We start from the raw sequence: 18,319 nt of genomic DNA, 5'->3' as shown, positions 1-18,319 counted from the left end.
TGTGGCATCAACTATAGATTGCCAGAGATTGCCACAGAACAGTTGGAAGCGATCAAAAATAATTAGTCCATAAAAATCAGTCGATAATCAGTCTGTTAGCTCACGGCTGTTTGTTCTGGCTATGTCCTTTTAAGGCAACTTACGTCAGCATCCTAGTGCAGCATCACTTGATGATAGTGGGATTCAACTGCTCGATGCTGAGGTGAGAACAAGCTGATTTCTACAGCGTGGTGACGCAACGCATTGTGCAGTGTATGGATGTCTATGGTCATCATCTGTCCCTGCTTAACGATCGGTTTACCCTTCACCCAAACGGACTCCACGACTTCGGTGGGTCGTCCCAGCACCAGCAGTTGCAGGGGATTGGTTCGGGGCAACAGAGAGGGATGGTTGAGATTATAGAGTACCAGATCAGCGTCCATTCCTGGAGTAAGGCTACCCGTGCGATCGCTCAAATTCACGCCCTTTGCTCCGCCCACTGTTGCCATTTGCAATGCCTGCTCTGGGGTCAGCCAGTTTTTGTAATCCGGGTCAGACACTGTATGCAGGATCGTGCCTAACTTAATCACCTCCAACAGGTTTTGGGCATCGTTGCTGGCTGCTCCATCACAGCCAAAGGAAATGTTTAACCCCGCTTGTAAACCTTTGAGAACCGGAGCCAAACCACTGCCCAGACGCAGGTTGCTAACGGGATTGTGTACCAGAGTCGCCCCTGTGGATGCCAGTAATTCAATATCGGTATCGTCAATCCACACCCCGTGAGCCAGAGAGGTGCGTGATCCCAGACAACCCAATTGGTAGAGATGCTCTACTGCACTGATGCCATAACGCTCCTGAGCCAGTTGGTGCTGGGCGCGGGTTTCGAGGAGATGGGTGTGATAACAAAGCTGGTGGCGATCGCTCAGTTCGGCACAACCCTGAAGCAGTTCATCGGAACAACGGTGAAAGCCAGTGGGCCCCAGCCCGATGTAGATACCGCAATCGGGATCATGGAATTCTGCAATCAATATCTCCATTAAGTCCAGCCACTGGGATGCAGACCGAGGTGATGACGATTGGGGTAGTAAACACCCGGAGGGCAGTCCGGCGGTGAAGGGTAAATCTTGAATCAACGGCGCGATCACGGCGCGAATTCCCACATCCTGATAGCCTCGTACCAAGGCATCGATCGTTTCCCTCTCTTGACCAGGAATGAGGTAGGCATGATCCATCAGGCAAGTGCCCCCAGACAGCAGGGTATCGACTGCGGTACTCACTGCCCCCCAGTAAAACTGTTCAACCTGTTGGGGCGTAGAGTCGAATACATTCGCCAGCCACAGTTCCAGGGGCAGTTGGGGAATCAGCCCTCGCTGCCAGACCTGGGAGGAGTGGGTGTGGCCGTTGACGAATCCCGGTAGGAGCAATTTGTCCTGTCCTGAAATCACCTGCTGCTGAGGCAATGGGGAGAGGGTTCCGGCAGGGGCGATGGTATGAATCTGCTCATCGTCCAGAAGGACATCGACGGTTTGGAGCCTGTTGTGCTGGAGGGTAAGGACGGATTGGATCAGGGTTTGCATAGACTTTTGGGTTTTAAATTTTGGGTTTTGGAGAGAGGACTGGGGCATTGGTACAGTAGAGCTAGATACCTTTTGGCGATGGATTATGTCTACAGGCGTTGATCAAAATGAGGTTGTTAACCGGATCAGGGCGCATCGGATGACCCTGGAAGCGATGGGGGTGAAGTCGCTTGGGGTATTTGGTTCTGTTGCCCGGAATGAGGCGAATGCTGACAGTGATGTAGATATTTTGGTGGAATTCTCTAAACCAGTGGGTTTTTTCCAGGTCTTTGATATCCAATATTTCTTGGAAGATGTGCTTCAGCGCTCCATCGATTTGGGTACGGTGGACGCGCTGAAAGAACACCTGCGAACCCCTGTTTTAGAGGATATGATTCGTGTGATCTGACGCAATTAATTCAGCCACTGCATGACTTGCTGAAAAATTCACCGCCTCAGCGGTAGCACTGCTCTTAGCCCTTATATCTCTGCCAACACCTGACCCTTCGGCTGACCTGCCCCATAGGACTTGATCAGTGCCGCCAGTTGCCGCCGCATGACGATACCGGGCTGGTCTGAGGACATATGCTGTTCAACCGTCAAATCCAGGGGGGTGTCGTAGTCGGTGGATTCCAGCACCACCTTGTCTTCCTCAACAACCTGGCGATCGAAGGCTACGATTGACTCGGCGCTAACATCGGCTTCAGTATCGTTGCGAATGCAGAATTGAACAATTTGCGAGGTGCGATCGTCGATCGGCGTGGCAGCAGTAAAGATCAGGTGAAGCAAGCCGTTGGGGTAAGTGATCTTGAGCGTGCGAATAAAGGGAGGATACCAGGTTGATTCAATATGGCGCACCGTTAAACTATCTGGAATGTTGAGGTTTTGCTGCTGGGCAGGCGGATTCACAACGGGAATCGTTGAATAGACTTTAAGCCCCAATTCCTGAGGAATCAGTTCAGAGCTAGCGGGCTTAGGCTGATCTTCCATGCCAAATGAGGCAGCGTGGACAAAACTCAGGTGAGCATTGTCAAAGGAATTTTCCATCAATCGTAGTCCACTACAGTTCCATACTTCGTAGAACTGAGGAATCAGCCGATGCTCGGATACGTTTGCTTCTGGAATTTCGGGAATGGGCAATATCGGGTCATCATCCAGACAAACCCAGACATAGCCATAGCGTTCTTCGCACAAATAGGAAGGCACACGATAGGTTTTCGGAATTGCTGTTTCAGGGTCGAGTTGAGGCACATCGGTACAGATTCCTGCACTGTCAAATGCCCAACCGTGATACGGACAGCGTATGCAGTTTTGCTGAACAATCCCCAATGAGAGTTTGGCAGAACGGTGACAGCAGCGATCGGCGAGAGCGGCAGGCGCTCCATTATCGGTGATCCATAGCACTAACGGTTGTCCGAGCAGCGTGAAGGAGCGGGGAGAATTGCTAAGATCAGCAATCGGCAGCACAGGATACCAGAAACGGCGCAAGACAGGCTCTTGAGTGGATAACATCAAACAATCTCCAGATAATCTTAGTGATTTGATACTTCAGAGGCTATTGCAAGGAAGAGCAATCAAAGTTACGGATGTAATTGGTCAGGAGAAAGCGGTCTGCTCCAGATTGCGAACTGGCTTTTCTATAGGGGCAACCAACCGCTTTTGAGAAAGATCCGATCGTCGCTGTTCCACTTCACCATGATCGCGGAGGAGTTTTGCCAATCGTCGGCGCATGAGGATACCAGGACGATCGCTGGCCATGTGCTGTTCTTCAGACAAGCTGAGCGGTGCATCATAGTCTGTTCCTTCTAAAATCACCCGATCTTCTAACGTCACCTGGCGATCGAAGGCGATAATGTCAGCGGCTTTGGCTTCCGCTTCGGTGTCGTTTCGCAGGCAAAACTGGATTACCTGGGAATGCTGGTCATCAATGGGAGTGTAGGCAGTAAAGATCAAATGCTCCAGTCCATTGGGATATTGAATTCTCAGGGTGCGGGCAAAGGGCATATACCAGGTGCGCTCGTTGGTGCGGATGGTTTTCTCGGCGGCGATACCCAGGTTTTTCTTTTGCAGATCAGGGTTGAGGACTTCTAACCAGTGCTGCATGACGAAGCCAAAGTCGGTTTCTGTCACCTCATCGATCGGCGGGGGTTGGGGATTGGACTGATCGCCCCAGGAACTGGCATGGACAAAGTGACCGTGGGCACTGTCAAACGAATTTTCGATCGCCCGTAATCCGCCCACCTTCCAAGGTTCATAGAATTCGTGGATAAACCGAAAATTGGGATCGGCAAATTGGGGGATGTCGGGAATCGGTTGGAGGGGATGGTCATCTAAGCAAACCCAAACGTAGCCATACCGCTCAACACATTGAAAGGCAGTCACCCGATAGGTTTTGGGAATCGCAGTATTGGGATCAAGCTGAGGGACTGTCGTGCAAGAGCCATTCCCGTCAAATTCCCAACCGTGGTAAGGACAGCGAACACAACCGTTCTTAATGGTTCCCTTCGACAGTTGGGCAGACCGATGACAACAGCGATCGGCTAAGGCAGCCGGCTTCCCGTTTTGATCCAGCCACAGTACGAGGGGTTGTTCTAATAGCGTGAAGGATTGCGGGCCATTTAGCAGGTTCTCTAAGGGGATAACGGGATACCAGAATCGACGCAGGACGGGTTGTTGAGTAGTCAGCATGGGGTTTTCTCCGTGAGTGAGTGAGTGAAGGGGCGATTTGCGAATCGCCCGTACAGGAGTGAGGAATGTTCGCGGAGCGTGAGCGTAGCCCGCAGGAGTGAGGAGTGGAGGAGGATCATCAGTTTTGATTGGGGCATTCCAATAAACACCCGATCGCCCCTAGTTTTCATGACGGACTGCGCTGGCGTGCCAATCCTTGAGGAGGGCGTGGGAGAGGGCGGAGAGGGCAACAAAAATGCCGATGCCAGAAATGGTGATCAGTACCAGGGCGGCGAACATCCGGGGAATTTGCAGGTTATATCCTGCCATGAGAATTTGATAAGCCAATCCCGATTGGGTTCCACCTGTACCCGCGACAAACTCCGCTACAACGGCTCCAATTAATGCTAGACCGCCACTAATTCGCAGTCCTGCCAAAAAGTAGGGCAATCCAGCCGGTAGACGCAGGTATCTTAAGGTTTGCCAGCGATTGGCTCGGTTCAGTTTGAACAGATTCACCAGCGACGGATCGGTGCTGTTCAGTCCCAGTACGGTATTCGAGACGATCGGAAAGAAGGCGACAATCCAAGCGCAGACCACCAGCGCAGCAAAGGTGTTGTTCTTAAGCCAGATGATAATCAGGGGAGCCACTGCAACGATCGGCGTGGTTTGCAGCAGGACGGCATAGGGAAAGAAGCTGCGTTCAATCCACTTGCTTTGGGAAAACAGGATGGACACGAACAGTCCAGATACAGTGGCACACACCAGAGCCGTGAAGGCAATTTTCATCGTGACCCACCAGGACGGCAAAAGCTGCGGCCAGTCCCTCGCCAGGGTTTGCAGAATCAGAATGGGGCCAGGCAGGAGGTAAGCAGGGGTATGGGTCAAGCGCACCGCCAGTTCCCAGCTTGTCAGTATCAGCAGTCCTACAATCACAGGAGCCAACACATCGGCTGAAAGGAGCGATCGCGACCAGCGGGGCAAAGTTTGGGGTTGTTTAAGGGCAGGAGTCAGCATGGTTTAATTTCCGGATTCACTGGTCAGAGTTAGGGTTAAATGATCTGTTGCAGAGCTTCTGCGTTGTTGACTGGGCGGGCAAGATGCCCACCCCACAAGAGGTTCAGGGTGTTCAGTTTGCTTCCTAGAGGGACGGAACCAGGGATTCTCCCATCGCTTCAGATAAACAGTGGGAAACATCCCGACAGTAGCGGTTGAATTGAGCAGAGGTGCGATAGTCTGGATCGCGGGGATGGGGGCTATCAATTTCAATCTCCGCCACCACTCGTCCCGGTTTCGCTGCCATCACCACCACTCGATGCGCTAAATACACCGCTTCATAAATACTGTGGGTGACAAACAAAATCGTGAGTTGTCGCTGATGCTGGAGGGTGAGCAAATCCTGGTTGAGCTTACTGCGGGTCATCTCATCCAACGCGCCGAAGGGTTCATCCATGAGCAGAATATTGGGACGAGTCACCAGGGCCCGGGCGATCGAAACACGCATCTTCATACCGCCAGACAGTTCCCTGGGATACACCCGCTCAAACCCTTCTAACCCCACCTGGGCGATCGCCTCCGACACCAGTTCCATCGATGGTCGCTTGGGGACTCCCGCCAGTTTCAGTGGTAATCGCACATTATCCATCACCGTAGCCCAGGGCATCAAAGCCGCTTCCTGAAAAACATAGGCCAGCCGATGGGAAGGACGATGATCTCCCCAGTACATCCGCCCCGTATTCAGATCCCCCAAACCAGAAATAATTCGCAGCACCGTACTCTTACCGCAGCCCGATGGCCCTACCAGACTGGTAATGGTTCCGGGTTCCACCACCAGATTAAAATCTTGCAACGCCACAGTGCCATTGGCGTAAGTTTTGCCCACATGCTCTAAGGTCAGCATCGGCGAAGACTCCATTGCGATTGAATTAAGTGAATTAGGTTTGGATAAAGTTGAAATTAATGAAGCAGACATTTGGCGACATCCTCTCAGGATAGGGAATCGGGAATCGGGAGTAGCGAATCGGGAATGGAGAGTGTGGAGAAAGGGTAAATGAGTTGAAGGATGAACCTATCGCTCCAAAAACATTAGATTTTGATTGGCTTCGTGAACAGGTTCTCACCATCCGTAGCGCAGTCACCTTGCCTGTCAGTTGAACGGTTAGACGATCGCAAGATCTCCTATTTATGCCAATCTACTATCATTAGCCTTGTTAAGCCTGTTTTCCCTGATTTGTGAACTCTAGAGTGTAAGCCGCTTCATAGTTCACTGAATTGGAAAACACACCCAGTTCAGACATTGTGGTGAAAATCTCCCGCCAGCGATCGTCCGTCATGGCTCCAATTCCCAGGGTTTCGGCATCGCCACTGGTGATAATGCCATATTCCTTCAGCTTGGCTAGACTAAAGGCGAGTTGCTCATCGCTCATTTCCGGATTGTCTTGTTTAATCAATTCATTTCCAGGAGCCGGATTCTCCAGATAGCTGTACCAACCCTTGATCGATGCATCAACAAATCGCTGCACTAGATCAGGATTGTTGTCTACTATTTCCCGTCGGGTTTCGATCGTGCAGGAATAGTTGGGATAGCCATGATCCGCCATTAACAGAATCACTGGCTCAAATCCGCCTTCCGTTTGAATGGCATGGGGTTCAGAGGTGATAAACCCTTGCTGTACCAGATTTTTATCTGCCACGAAGGGCCCCACATTGAAGGTGTAAACCCCCATCTGGTCATCGCTCAGGTTGTACTTCGCCTTCAGGAACGGCCAGAAGGTTGTGTGGGCACTGGTGGAGAGCAGAATCGTTTTCCCCCGAAGGTCTTCAAAGGAGTTAATGCCAACATTGGGATGGGCTAATAAACCTTGAGGATCTTTCTGGAAGATGGCCGCCACCGTCACCTTGGGCAAGCCTTCCTGAATCGCATTAATTGCATCAATGGCGTAGCCCATCTTAAAATCCGTCGTTCCAGCCATGAGTAACTGGTTGCCGTTGACCTGGGGCCCTCCCATGCGAATGGTGACATCCAGTCCATGTTCTTCATAAATTCCGGTGGCGACCGCTTGATAGAACCCACCATGTTCGGCCTGGGCAAACCAGCTTGTGCCAAAGGTGATCCGATCCAGGCTGCCAGCAGTAGTCGTTGCACCCGAATTGGAGGTCGTTGCATTGCGCGGAGCATTCGTACAGGCTGCCAGCACCGTTGTTCCCACTGCCAGGGAACCATAGCGCAAAAAACGTCGCCGATTCAGTTGGAAAGGTGCGGAATTGCGAGAAAACATCATGATCAGAAATCCTGTGGTTGAGGAACAGTCGAAATACAGTCGGAATCAAGCGAAAACAAAGCGATCGAAGCGGTGAACGGGCTTCCCAGAAAAAGGCGCAAAGCTTTATATCTGGGGCTAGAAAGTTGGCGTATACTAGACATACAAGTTTGAATATCTTTTTGCATTCAACCTTGTATACAACAGAAGTTAGCGGCTTTACCCAGCGACTTCTGTATCCTCAGCTACCATTGCTGAATTTCTGTCGCAGTTTTTGGAGTCTTCCCGTGGCTAAAGTCAGATCCCAGTCCCCTAAGACGAGTCAAAAAAAATCCGGCAGTAGCGTCGATCGCATCTATGAGCAATTGAAGCAGATGGCGATGAACTATCAGTTTCGTCCCGGTGAGCCGCTGAATGAGGTGGAATTGGCAGCATCCTTTGAGGTGAGCCGAACCCCCCTGCGAGAGGTGCTGAATCGGCTGGTGGCAGAAGGACTGCTGGATTTTGTCCCCCGCAAGGGCTTTTCCTGTAAACCCCTGGACACGAAGCGCGTATTCGATCTCTACGAAGTCCGGTGCGGATTAGAGATGATGAGTGCCCGACTGGCGACGGAACGAGCTACCGATGAAGAGATTGAGGATTTGCTGCACGTTTGGAAACAGGCGGCGGAGTCGTTTTGCACCCTCACCCCGGTGGAGTGTGCCCGGTGTGATGAGCGGTTCCATGAGCAACTCGCCCAACTCTCCCGCAATAGCGAACTCCTGCATACGCTACAAAATATCAACGCCCGCGCCCATTATTTACGTTTAATCTCGATGGAGCAGGATCATTACCGTCGCACTACCTGCGCTGAACATCACCTGATCTTGCAGGCAATTTGCGATCGCAATTCTGAAGCGGCGGTGAATTGTATGTCGGCCCATGTGACATTGCGGCAGGAACAGTTGGTGGAGGTGATTAAAGAGGGAGTAGCACGGTTGTACATGACTTGATAAACACGATAGGTACGACCTGAAACAATCGCAGATAGAGGGGAACGACACAAGGTGAGGAGCTACAGACAGTTGCCTCCAGAGTTCCTCACCTCTTTCCCTATGCCCTCATCTAGGCACTTAAATGTTTTTCCAAGGCTTCCGATCCGCCAATTAACCGACCATCAATAAAAACTTGGGGAACCGTACTAGCTCCAGTAGCAGCCCGCAGCGATCGCATCGTCGCATCGCGCCCTAAAACGATTTCGTCGTAAACCAAACCTCGCTCTTGCAGCATGGACTTTGCCCGTGCACAGAAGGGACATCCTACTTTCGTAAATAGTGTGACGCACATCGGCTTCTGCGCATCAGGGTTAATATAGCGCAGCATCGTCTCTGCGTCGGATACTTTGAAGGGATCGCCCGGTTCGTCGGGTTCAATGAACATTTTTTCAATGACGCCATCCTTTACCAACATCGAGTAGCGCCACGATCGTTTACCAAAGCCTAGATCGGTCTTATCAACCAACATGCCCATACCATCGGTGAACTCGCCGTTACCGTCGGGAATAAACGTAATTTCATCAGCCTTTTGATCCTTTGCCCACTCGTTCATGACAAATGCATCGTTAACTGAAATGCAGACGATATCATCTACGCCATTTTCCTTAAACACCGGGGCCAGATCGTTGTAGCCGGGCACATGGGTCGAGGAACAGGTAGGGGTAAAAGCACCGGGCAAAGAAAACACAATCACGGTTTTTCCGGTAAACAGTTCATCGGTGGTGACACTCAGCCAATTACTATCTTTGCGGACGCGAAATGTAACGTCTGGCACTCTCTGCCCTTCTCGATTGGATAGCATCGGCAACTCCTATACGCTAACAACAAAATCTCTAAAAGCGTACTCGTAATGACTACAATTTGTCAAATTAGCTAATCAAGTAATAGCTGGCACAATTGCCGAAAATGATCCCCCCGTTCTTCAAAGTTGGAGTATTGGTCAAAGCTGGCGCAAGCGGGAGATAGAAGCACCACTTTGGCTTGATGGTATTGTCCTAATTCAGCCGCCCGAACAACTGCTCGATCCATCGTTTCCACAATTTCATACTTGGTGTAGCCCATTTGCTCTAGACGTTGAGCAAAGATTGGGGCAGCACTGCCAATCAGCAAGACGGCAGCGGCTTTGGCTTTAATCGTGGCAATCCAACCTGTGTCATCACCAGCTTTGGCATCTCCCCCAGCAATCAAAATAGCTGGCGCTTCCACAGACGATAACCCAACTTGTGCGGCGTCGTAGTTTGTCGCTTTGCTGTCGTTGATGAATTGCAGTCCGTTCCAAGTCCCAAGGTGCTCTAATCGATGGGGTACTCCTGGAAAGGTGGCGATCGCTTCGGCAATGGCGGTTTGATCAATTCCAGCGAGTCGGGCCGCTAGCACTGCCATCAACAGATTTTGCTGGTTGTGTGCGCCTACCATCCGCAACGCTGAGACGGGAAGAAGGCGATCGGTTCCAACGTGAACCCATCCCTCTTCAATGAAAGCACCCTGCCCATTCGGTAAGTTGGCTTTTCCGGTGGTGCTCGTCCAATAGGCCCTTGGCCACTGGTTGACCGCGTGTTGACGCAAATAGGGATCGTCCCCGTTGATGACTAGCAGTTGGGCTTGCTGCAATAACTGGGCTTTGATGCGGTAGTAGTTCTCTAGGGTGTAATGACGGCTGAGGTGATCGGGCGTGAAGGTTGTCCAAACAGCAATTTTGGGTGCGATCGTAGGCGATGCTTCAATTTGGTAACTGCTGAGTTCGGCAATGATCCAATCGAGTGGAGGAGACTGGGAATCTGTGGCTTCTTGAAGCGCCAATTCACAAACAGCATAGCCAATGTTGCCACAGGCAGGGGCGTGGAATCCGGCAGTTTGAAAAATGGCAGCGATCAAAGCAGTGGTGGTGGTTTTGCCGTTTGTGCCCGTAATGCCAATCCAGGGAATTTGCTGCAACGATCGCCACGCTAGTTCGGTTTCGCCAATGGTTTCAATCCCCAGGTCTCTAGCTTGTTGCAAAGGGGGAGCATCCCACGGCACCCCCGGGCTGACCACAATTTGCTGCATCTTGGCCGGATTGGGCTGCAATGTATGCCCTAATTGAACGGTAATTCCTTCGGCTGCCAGGGTTTGCTGCAACTGCTGAAGTGTGGCTGAATTCCCTCGATCGCTGACGGTGACATGCCAACCTTGACGCTTCAGGAGGCGTGCGGCCGCAATTCCCGATTTTCCAAGACCGATGACGTAGGCGTTTGGCATGAGGGTCACAAAGCACGATTGAGCACTCTTTATCCTACTAGGGAATAGGAAGTAGGGAACGGGGAGTGGGGCTGTTTCGCTTGATACTTTAGAATGCGTCACAATGAGAGCAAGATACAGTTCTTAATCTTAGGATTCGGGTATGACAGCACTCTCTACTTCCCTCGATCGCCGTGCGTGGGCTAAGGCTTTTGCCAAACCTGCTAAAGAATTCGCTAAGACGCCGTTGACAGTGTTGTCGGGAACAATTCCCGATCGGTTGCGGGGTACGCTGTATCGTAATGGCCCAGGGCGGCTGGAACGGGGCGGGCAACCAGTCGGCCATTGGTTTGATGGCGATGGTGCCGTTTTGGCGGTGCACCTAACCGAAGCTGGCGCTACTGGATTGTATCGCTATGTCAATACGGCGGGCTATTTGGCTGAGTCTGAAGTGGGTGAGTTTTTGTACAGCAATTATGGAATGAAGCCGCCGGGGCCGTTGTGGAATTATTGGTTCAGTCTAATGACCAATGCCAATACGCTGAAAAATACGGCGAATACGTCTGTGTTTGCGCTTCCCGATCGCCTGTTGACTTTGTGGGAAGCAGGAAAACCCCATGCGCTAGACTTGGAAACGTTACAAACACAGGGGCTAGATGATTTGAATGGCGGGCTAGCCGCGAATCAACCTTACTCGGCTCATCCTCGTCAAGATCCACAGACAGGAGAAATTTTCAATATTGGAGTGGATACGCAATCTCAATTGCACCTCTATCGCAGCGATCGACGCGGCATCATTCAGAATAAAGCGACCATTAAGCTAAAAGAGGCTCCATTTTTACACAGTTTCGCTTTGGCAGGTCGATACTTAATTTTCTTTGTGCCGCCGCTGAAGTTAAATGTGTTGCCCATATTGTTAGGAACAAGCAGCTACAGCGAGTGTTTGGAGTGGCAACCGCAGCAACCCACGCAAATCTTAGTGGTCGATCGCGAAACGCTGGCAGTGGTCAGTCGTGGCGAAGCCAACCCATGGTTTCAGTGGCATTTTGGCAACGGCGCGGTTGATCCGGATGGCATGATAGTGCTGGATTTTGTTCGCTTCGATAGTTTCACCGAAACCAATGAATTTCTGCGGGAAGTTCCTACGGGGCAACCCCAGACCCACAGTCAAGGACAATTGTATCGCGTGCGGCTAAATCCACAAACGGGAAAGATTCTTGATCTGCAACCTGTTGTCGATCGCTCTTGCGAATTTCCGGTGATTCCTCCTCATCAGGTTGGGCAAGCGTGGCGACACACGTACCTCAACGTGCATCGGGCTGGCGTTGATCCAACCCAAGAGCTATTTGGCTGCATTGCTCGCGTGGATTACGCCACAAATACTCTTACCGAAGCGGACTTTGGTACGGGTCGCTACCCTTCAGAACCGATCTATGCACCTGATCCTGAAAATCCCGATCGCGGCTGGATTTTAACGGTGGTATACGACGGCAATCTTAATTGCAGCGAACTGTGGATCTTAGATAGTGATCGGTTAACCGACGAACCCGTTTGCCGGTTGGGGTTGCCGCAGGTGATTCCGTTTAGTTTTCACGGCATTTGGCGATCGGTTTAAGTGGCTGCGACATCTAAGCAATAACTTCAAGAACTCCAAGCAATAACGAACTCCGAGCAATAACAAAGTTCCCCCAATCGGCTGAGATCAGGGGGAACAAAAGAAAAAGGTAACAGTGAGAGATCAAGGAGGTGATTCAGCCTTCATCCCTCACCCTACATTGATTAGCTAAACCGTCCTGTCAAGAAAGCAGGTGAGTAATCTGACCAGGATTGCTTCACCAGATCTTGATCGGCCAAGACGCTGCCCAGATAGTTACCCGCAGGCAACGAAGGGAAGCGCTTGTACGGTACAACATCTTCGCCAAAATAGCGAGAGTACTCGGCACTGCCCACCATCGCATCCACAGCCGCCTTCAGACCTCCATCTGCCAACAGCTTGTTGTATTGACGAATTTCTGCTTGGGTCGCAGGCGCACGACCCAACAAATGACGGAACAAGAATTCGATTACCTTGGTGTTGGGGTAGGGCGTGTAGAAGCGACGGACATAGATATCGGAGCTAGCCAGCGATCGCACAAACTCGCGCACCGAAATTTCGCCATTCTTCAGCTTGCTTTCTAGATCCGATCGCCGGATTTCACGCGGCACTTGACCACTGAATACATCCATCACCTGCACATAGGCAGCGTTGACCACTTTTTCTTTGTCGGCCAAGCTGCTGTCTGGATTCAAGCGATAGATCCGAGCGGGTTTGCGGCGAGTTGTGCCCACACCCACTTCCACTGACTGACCATCGCCATTGGTAAACGATCGACCCAGTTCTACAAACCTGGGTTTGGTCAGGTCGGGCTGACGCGCTTGCTTGGCTAGATCAGCCATCGACTTGCTCATCAACGGCATCTTGGTGATGTCCATGCGCGACTTGACTGGCTCGAAGCTGGGCACCACCACATCCTTGTTTTGCTTGGTGAGTTGGTTGTAGAGCTTCTGAGTATTCGGGAAGTTGGCCGCAGGCAACGTTGGGAACAAACGATAAGGAACCGTATCCTCCCCAAAGTTCTGGGCATACTCTGGGCTATTGGTCATAGCTCGAATGAACGCACCCAAGCCTTCTGATGCCAGAAGCTGATTATACTTGCGGATTTCCGCTTGATCGATCGGTGCTCGACCTAAGAAGTGCTTCGTTCCTAGCTCAATCACCTTGGTATTGGGATAGGGCGTGTAGAACTCCTTGATGTAGAGCCGCGAGGTACCCAGGGCTTCAATGAACTCCTTCAAGTTGATTTCACCGTTCGCCAGCTTGCTCTCCAGCGCCGTGAATTCGTTTTGAACGATGTAGGGTTCCACATCTCGCTCGAAGATCTGGCGATAGGCTGCCCGGATCACGGTTTGTACAGCCGTTGGCTCCAACGTGGTGAGCTTGAAGGTCTTGGTTTGCTCTCGGCGCTTGCTGACCCCTTGATTGACGCGATAATCTACATCGGCAATGCTGCGATTATCGGCCACCGCTCCCATCTGGACAAACATTGGGGTTTCATCAACAGCTGGCTTCGTGCCCTTATCGCTGATGCTGCCCACCCGATTGGTCCGCAACGACAAACCACCCGGAGTCAGATAACGCTCGTAGGGAACCGTATCTTCTCCAAAGGTTTGGCTATACTCCATGCTATCGATGATGGCATCTACCAGAGCATAGAAGCCCTTCTTCGCCGCAATGTCAAAGTAGGAATTGATCTCTTGACGACCATAAGTGGGACGCCCTAACAGCCGACGGTGCATATATTCGATCGACTTGGTGACATACAGCGATGTCCAGTACAGCTTGCGGAACAGATCCGACTTCGCCAACTGCCGCACAAACTCCCGCACCGTAATCTCGCCGTTCTCCAGCTTAATTTCCGAGACCTTTAGCCGTTGCCCTTCATAAACATCGCGACCAAAGACTTGCAAATAAGCCGCTTTGATCACCTTCTGGGTTGAGCTTTCAGCAAACTTAACACTGACGCCCTGCGTGTTACCGCCGCGCTTGTTGAATGTGCCCGTGTAGCTGGGGATTTGGTCTAGCTTGAATACCTTGGGACCCAAGGAACCAGGAGCAACACCACGAGCCGCTGGATTACTCAACTGATTGTTGATACCAGGGCCACGATTGATCAAAATGCGGCGAGTATCTTTACCAAACGGAGCCGGACTAGTGTTGGGATTGCGAGTTTGTTTCGGGAAGATGGCCCCGAATTGAATTTCCAGTGGATCATTCCCTGACCCATACACATGCTGATCAGGCAATGGCTGATTGTACCGCGCGAACGTGGTGATGAATTGCGGCACCTTGCGGAAGGGCGCGCTGTACTTAAACAGATCTTGCTGTGGTCCCCAGTTGCGGCACTCTTGGGCTTCCTGACCCAACCCGCGCAGATAAGGGACAGTTTCTTCACCAAAGTAGTCCGCATATTCTTGTGAATCCACCAGGGCATCGACGAGGGCCGACAGTCCGCCACTAGAAACGATCGCAAAGTACTTCTGTACCTCTTCTCGCGATGACGGGCCACGCCCCAAAATATGACGAAATGCCAATTCCAGTGCTCGGCTATTGATGTACGGCTCAAAGAAGTTCTTGCGATACAGCGGTGACTTCGCCAAGCGCCGCACAAACTCCTTCATAGAGATGTCGCCGTTCTTTACTTTTGATTCCAGATCAGAGATGCCCAACGAGTAAGCACGAGTAATGTCTCGCTCAAAGATTTGACGATAGGCCGCTTTGACCACCTCGTTCTTTTCCCCGGCTGACAACCCCGGCTTCATGGCATATTTCGGACGCCGCTCTGCCGCATTGAAGTAAATTTGCGGTAACTCCAACCCTTGGAGATCACCACTGGGACGTTGACGCAGTTTGTTAGACGGCGTGGGAGCCTTGAATTCGGTCAGCAACACGTCAAAGTATTGCGCCACGATCGTTTGAGCTTCGGCATCCTGTTGAAAATAATCAATGGAGGCTTGCCGCATCCCTTGGAGCGCCACAATCGTTGCATCACCAGAGCAAGCATTTTCAATAATTTCTCGCAAGCCACGAGTGTTCACCGCAATGATGTTTGGGTCTCCGGCTACGATCGCATAGGTCGTGTAGCGCAAAAACCAACTGAGATCGCGCAGGGACTTCTGCATGTTGCGAGGTCCATAGCGAGACACGTTGATGGGGCGGAATCCTGGAGGATTCGGACCCCCCGTACTGGTAAACAGCGATCGTAAGCCACCGAATAAGCCAGTACCGCCGCCACCACCAGAAGCAGCTACATAGGTAGCCGTTCCTAGTTTCATCGACTCCCGCTGATCTAATGGAGTGCCACCAATGGTCATGGCAACAGGTTCATCATCTCTGGGTTTTTCCAAGAAGGCGAGAGGAGATCCCCCGGTGAAAATCCGGTTGGCGGCACGGGAAACAATCAATTCTGAATTTTGCGTAAGAACCTGTGCAATTTCTAGACGCTTGAGACCGGAGCTAAAGTAGTTGGATAGCTCACTAAGCTCTCCCCGTCCAAGAAAACGGTCTTGCTGCTCGGCTTGAGAAATGGTTGCAACAGGTACGGTTTGATATAGCTGCGGACGCGCAACAGAGCTTCCACCACTTGCCTTAACACTCATTGGATTTCAAAAGCTCCCTTGAAATAGTGATTGCATTGAAACCTGTCCCGGCGACGCTCGGTCAGTATCGCTTGAAGGTTAAGTATCAAACGCTACTTGTAGAATTCCAGTGGAACGATCGCCCAGGGTTAACTGGCTTTAATATTTAAGATTAAAACGTTTCGGGGATCTACACTGAATTATTAAAAAGTGTGTAGTACGCCGAACCGCTTTCCTGTGGAGATCATAAAAGATCAACGCCGCTCTCCTGAGAATTGCTTTAAGGTTTGTTACTTTTTTCTTTTTCTTGACAAATGGCAAGACTTCTTCTAAGGCGGGCTATGTATTCGCTTCAGGATAGTTGTTGAGATAAGCTAGCTAACCTCTGCCTAGCAATTGAGTGGAGTGATACAGCCATCACCAGATGGATAAGCCACAGGGACAGTTCACGAACTGCCCTTACGGAGATTTGTAGGTTATGCAAGTGAGAACTGCCGTAAGTGAGTGGGGTGACGAGTGAGTGGAGTCTCAATCATAGTGAGCGTAGATTGAACGTCCAACCGTAGGTCAAGCAAAGTCGAAACGAAACCCACTCTCCATACTCTGTTTGATTCAAATTTAGAGCTGCATCACAACAGTCTTTGCTTTTCCCGTTAGAAAGTTTTTGTTTTTTCCGTTAATAAGTCGATTGATTTGGGCAATTTAACAATGGGTTTAGGAATTCTACCTTGCGTTAAACAAGCTTGACAGGCATTCAATAGTCATTCAATTGCCCCTTGTTTCCCAGTCAATCCTATTACTTCAAATTACAAGGCAAAGCTTAGTCTTTTACTTTAGCTCGGATGATGGTTTACCTAGCTTTTTGCTAGGTGTTTTTGAGCTAAAGAAAATGATTTTGTGAAAGTAAGGATTTGTTCTCCAGAATGCCCCAATTTTAGTTCGCAACTATTCATTTGACAGGTAAATCTTAATGAAAAAACAGCAGCAAGAACTACTTCGCCAGCAACAGTTTCAGCAACTAGAGGAAGATAATCTGCAACAGCTAGAACAACTTCAGCAAGAAGACCCGGGTGAAGACCCGGAAGACCCGGAAGACCCGGGTGAAGACCCGGAAGACCCGGAAGACCCAGAAGACCCAGAAGACCCGGAAGACCCAGAAGACCCAGAAGACCCGGAAGACCCGGGTGAAGACCCAGAAGACCCAGAAGACCCAGAAGACCCAGAAGACCCAGAAGACCCGGGTGAAGACCCAGAAGATCCAGAAGACCCGGGTGAAGACCCGGAAGACCCAGAAGACCCGGGTGAAGACCCAGAAGATCCAGAAGACCCGGGTGAAGACCCAGAAGACCCAGAAGACCCGGGTGAAGACCCAGAAGACCCAGAAGACCCGGGTGAAGACCCAGAAGACCCAGAAGACCCGGGTGAAGACCCAGAAGACCCAGAAGACCCGGGTGAAGACCCAGAAGACCCAGAAGACCCGGGTGAAGACCCAGATCCGACACCGGGTCCTAGTCCGACTCCGACACCGGGTCCTGATCCGACCCCTGGGCCCAGCCCCACGCCAACGCCGGGACCCGATCCAATGCCGGTGCCGATGCCGACGCCGAATCCAAATCCGATGCCGGCTCCCAGTCCCAATCCAACTCCGACACCAGGACCAGAACCACTTCCGTCGCCCAATCCCAACCCATCACCTATTCCCAGTCCTAACCCAACCCCGAATCCAACTCCAGTTCCTGTACCTGTAGAAACGGCAGAGCCGTTAGCACCGATCGACTTCGAGCAGGGTAAACCGGGTCAAACGGTGAAGGGACGTAAGTCTAACGACAAGCTACCGGGCACTAGTGGTAACGATATCCTTAGAGGCAAAGGCGGCAATGATGTTCTCAAGGGCAAGGCTGGCAATGACCAACTCGATGGTGGCGCTGGCAACGACAGACTAGTTGGCGGGGCTGGTAACGATCTCCTGAAAGGTGGGGCTGGCAATGACAAGCTGACTGGCGGAGCTGGCAACGACGTATTGGTTGGTGGCGCTGGCAATGATACCTTAATTGGTGGCGCTGGGCGTGATACTTATGTCTTCAACAGTCTGACTGAAGGAACAGACACGATCGTTGGTTTCAGCACTACCGATGATCTGATCGACCTCCGAGCCATCTTTAACACGCCGGAATTGGTCAACGTTAGCAAGAGCGATCGATACAACCAGTTTGTACAAGTTGTGCAAATTGGTGCGAACACCGAAGTTCGAGTAGACTCTGACCTCAATGGTAGCGGCACTGAGTTCACAACGATCGCCGTTCTGCAAGGTGTATCAGTGGATACTGTGAAACCTCAAAACTTCATCGTGGGCTAGATCGTGAGTTCACACGAACGTGAGTTCACACGAATGAGTTAGCTTTTCTTTCTCCCTAAATTCCTAGGTTTAGAA

Annotated in this window: 13 protein-coding genes; 4 read left to right on the top strand and 9 right to left on the bottom strand. The window is 51.2% G+C overall.

Annotated elements, in window-relative coordinates:
- Positions 1-152 precede the first annotated feature (152 nt).
- Positions 153-1,556 (bottom strand): amidohydrolase family protein, encoded by a 1,404-nt coding sequence (locus tag OXH18_RS24530; RefSeq protein WP_268610169.1) that lies wholly within the window; start codon positions 1,554-1,556, stop codon positions 153-155.
- Positions 1,557-1,641: 85 nt separating this feature from the next.
- Between OXH18_RS24530 and OXH18_RS24525 the strand changes: the two genes are divergently transcribed.
- On the top strand, positions 1,642-1,944 hold the full coding sequence (locus tag OXH18_RS24525; protein WP_268610168.1) for a nucleotidyltransferase family protein: 303 nt from the start codon (positions 1,642-1,644) through the stop codon (positions 1,942-1,944).
- A gap of 71 nt (positions 1,945-2,015) precedes the next feature.
- Here OXH18_RS24525 and OXH18_RS24520 read toward each other — a convergent pair whose 3' ends face one another.
- The 5 genes from OXH18_RS24520 to OXH18_RS24500 form a co-directional block, all read right to left on the bottom strand.
- On the bottom strand, positions 2,016-3,047 hold the full coding sequence (locus OXH18_RS24520; RefSeq protein WP_268610166.1) for an aromatic ring-hydroxylating dioxygenase subunit alpha: 1,032 nt from the start codon (positions 3,045-3,047) through the stop codon (positions 2,016-2,018).
- Positions 3,048-3,131: 84 nt separating this feature from the next.
- Positions 3,132-4,223, bottom strand: coding sequence for an aromatic ring-hydroxylating dioxygenase subunit alpha (locus OXH18_RS24515; RefSeq protein ID WP_268610165.1), 1,092 nt, complete (start codon positions 4,221-4,223; stop codon positions 3,132-3,134).
- Between the two features lie 159 nt (positions 4,224-4,382).
- A complete protein-coding gene (locus OXH18_RS24510; RefSeq protein ID WP_268610164.1) occupies positions 4,383-5,219 on the bottom strand; it encodes an ABC transporter permease in 837 nt (278 codons plus the stop codon).
- 124 nt (positions 5,220-5,343) lie between these two features.
- Complete coding sequence (locus OXH18_RS24505; RefSeq protein WP_268610163.1) at positions 5,344-6,117, bottom strand: ABC transporter ATP-binding protein; 774 nt, start codon at positions 6,115-6,117, stop codon at positions 5,344-5,346.
- 295 nt (positions 6,118-6,412) lie between these two features.
- Entirely contained in the window at positions 6,413-7,483 is a 1,071-nt protein-coding gene (locus OXH18_RS24500; RefSeq protein WP_268610162.1) for an ABC transporter substrate-binding protein, read from the bottom strand.
- Between the two features lie 266 nt (positions 7,484-7,749).
- On the opposite strand from OXH18_RS24500, the gene OXH18_RS24495 reads away from it, so the two are divergent.
- On the top strand, positions 7,750-8,454 hold the full coding sequence (locus OXH18_RS24495) for a GntR family transcriptional regulator (protein ID WP_268610161.1): 705 nt from the start codon (positions 7,750-7,752) through the stop codon (positions 8,452-8,454).
- A 112-nt stretch (positions 8,455-8,566) separates the two neighbouring features.
- Here the strand turns inward: OXH18_RS24495 and OXH18_RS24485 are convergent, their stop codons facing one another.
- Together OXH18_RS24485 and murD are read right to left on the bottom strand one after the other, a co-directional pair.
- The gene (locus OXH18_RS24485) at positions 8,567-9,298 is read right to left on the bottom strand and encodes a glutathione peroxidase (RefSeq protein ID WP_315874621.1); all 732 of its coding nucleotides are present in this window, start codon (positions 9,296-9,298) and stop codon (positions 8,567-8,569) included.
- A 71-nt stretch (positions 9,299-9,369) separates the two neighbouring features.
- Positions 9,370-10,734: a UDP-N-acetylmuramoyl-L-alanine--D-glutamate ligase gene (murD, locus tag OXH18_RS24480; protein ID WP_268610159.1), complete on the bottom strand. Its 1,365-nt coding sequence runs from the start codon at positions 10,732-10,734 to the stop codon at positions 9,370-9,372.
- A 142-nt stretch (positions 10,735-10,876) separates the two neighbouring features.
- On the opposite strand from murD, the gene OXH18_RS24475 reads away from it, so the two are divergent.
- Positions 10,877-12,328, top strand: coding sequence for a carotenoid oxygenase family protein (locus tag OXH18_RS24475; protein ID WP_268610157.1), 1,452 nt, complete (start codon positions 10,877-10,879; stop codon positions 12,326-12,328).
- 164 nt (positions 12,329-12,492) lie between these two features.
- Here the strand turns inward: OXH18_RS24475 and OXH18_RS24470 are convergent, their stop codons facing one another.
- On the bottom strand, positions 12,493-15,909 hold the full coding sequence (locus OXH18_RS24470; protein ID WP_268610156.1) for a phycobilisome rod-core linker polypeptide: 3,417 nt from the start codon (positions 15,907-15,909) through the stop codon (positions 12,493-12,495).
- Between the two features lie 949 nt (positions 15,910-16,858).
- Here OXH18_RS24470 and OXH18_RS24465 point away from each other — a divergent pair.
- A complete protein-coding gene (locus OXH18_RS24465) occupies positions 16,859-18,244 on the top strand; it encodes a type I secretion C-terminal target domain-containing protein (RefSeq protein WP_268610155.1) in 1,386 nt (461 codons plus the stop codon).
- The last annotated feature ends 75 nt before the right edge of the window (positions 18,245-18,319 follow it).

Source organism: Thermocoleostomius sinensis A174 (genome assembly GCF_026802175.1).
GTDB lineage: Bacteria > Cyanobacteriota > Cyanobacteriia > Elainellales > Elainellaceae > Thermocoleostomius > Thermocoleostomius sinensis.
This window is presented reverse-complemented; position numbering and strand designations above follow the sequence as displayed.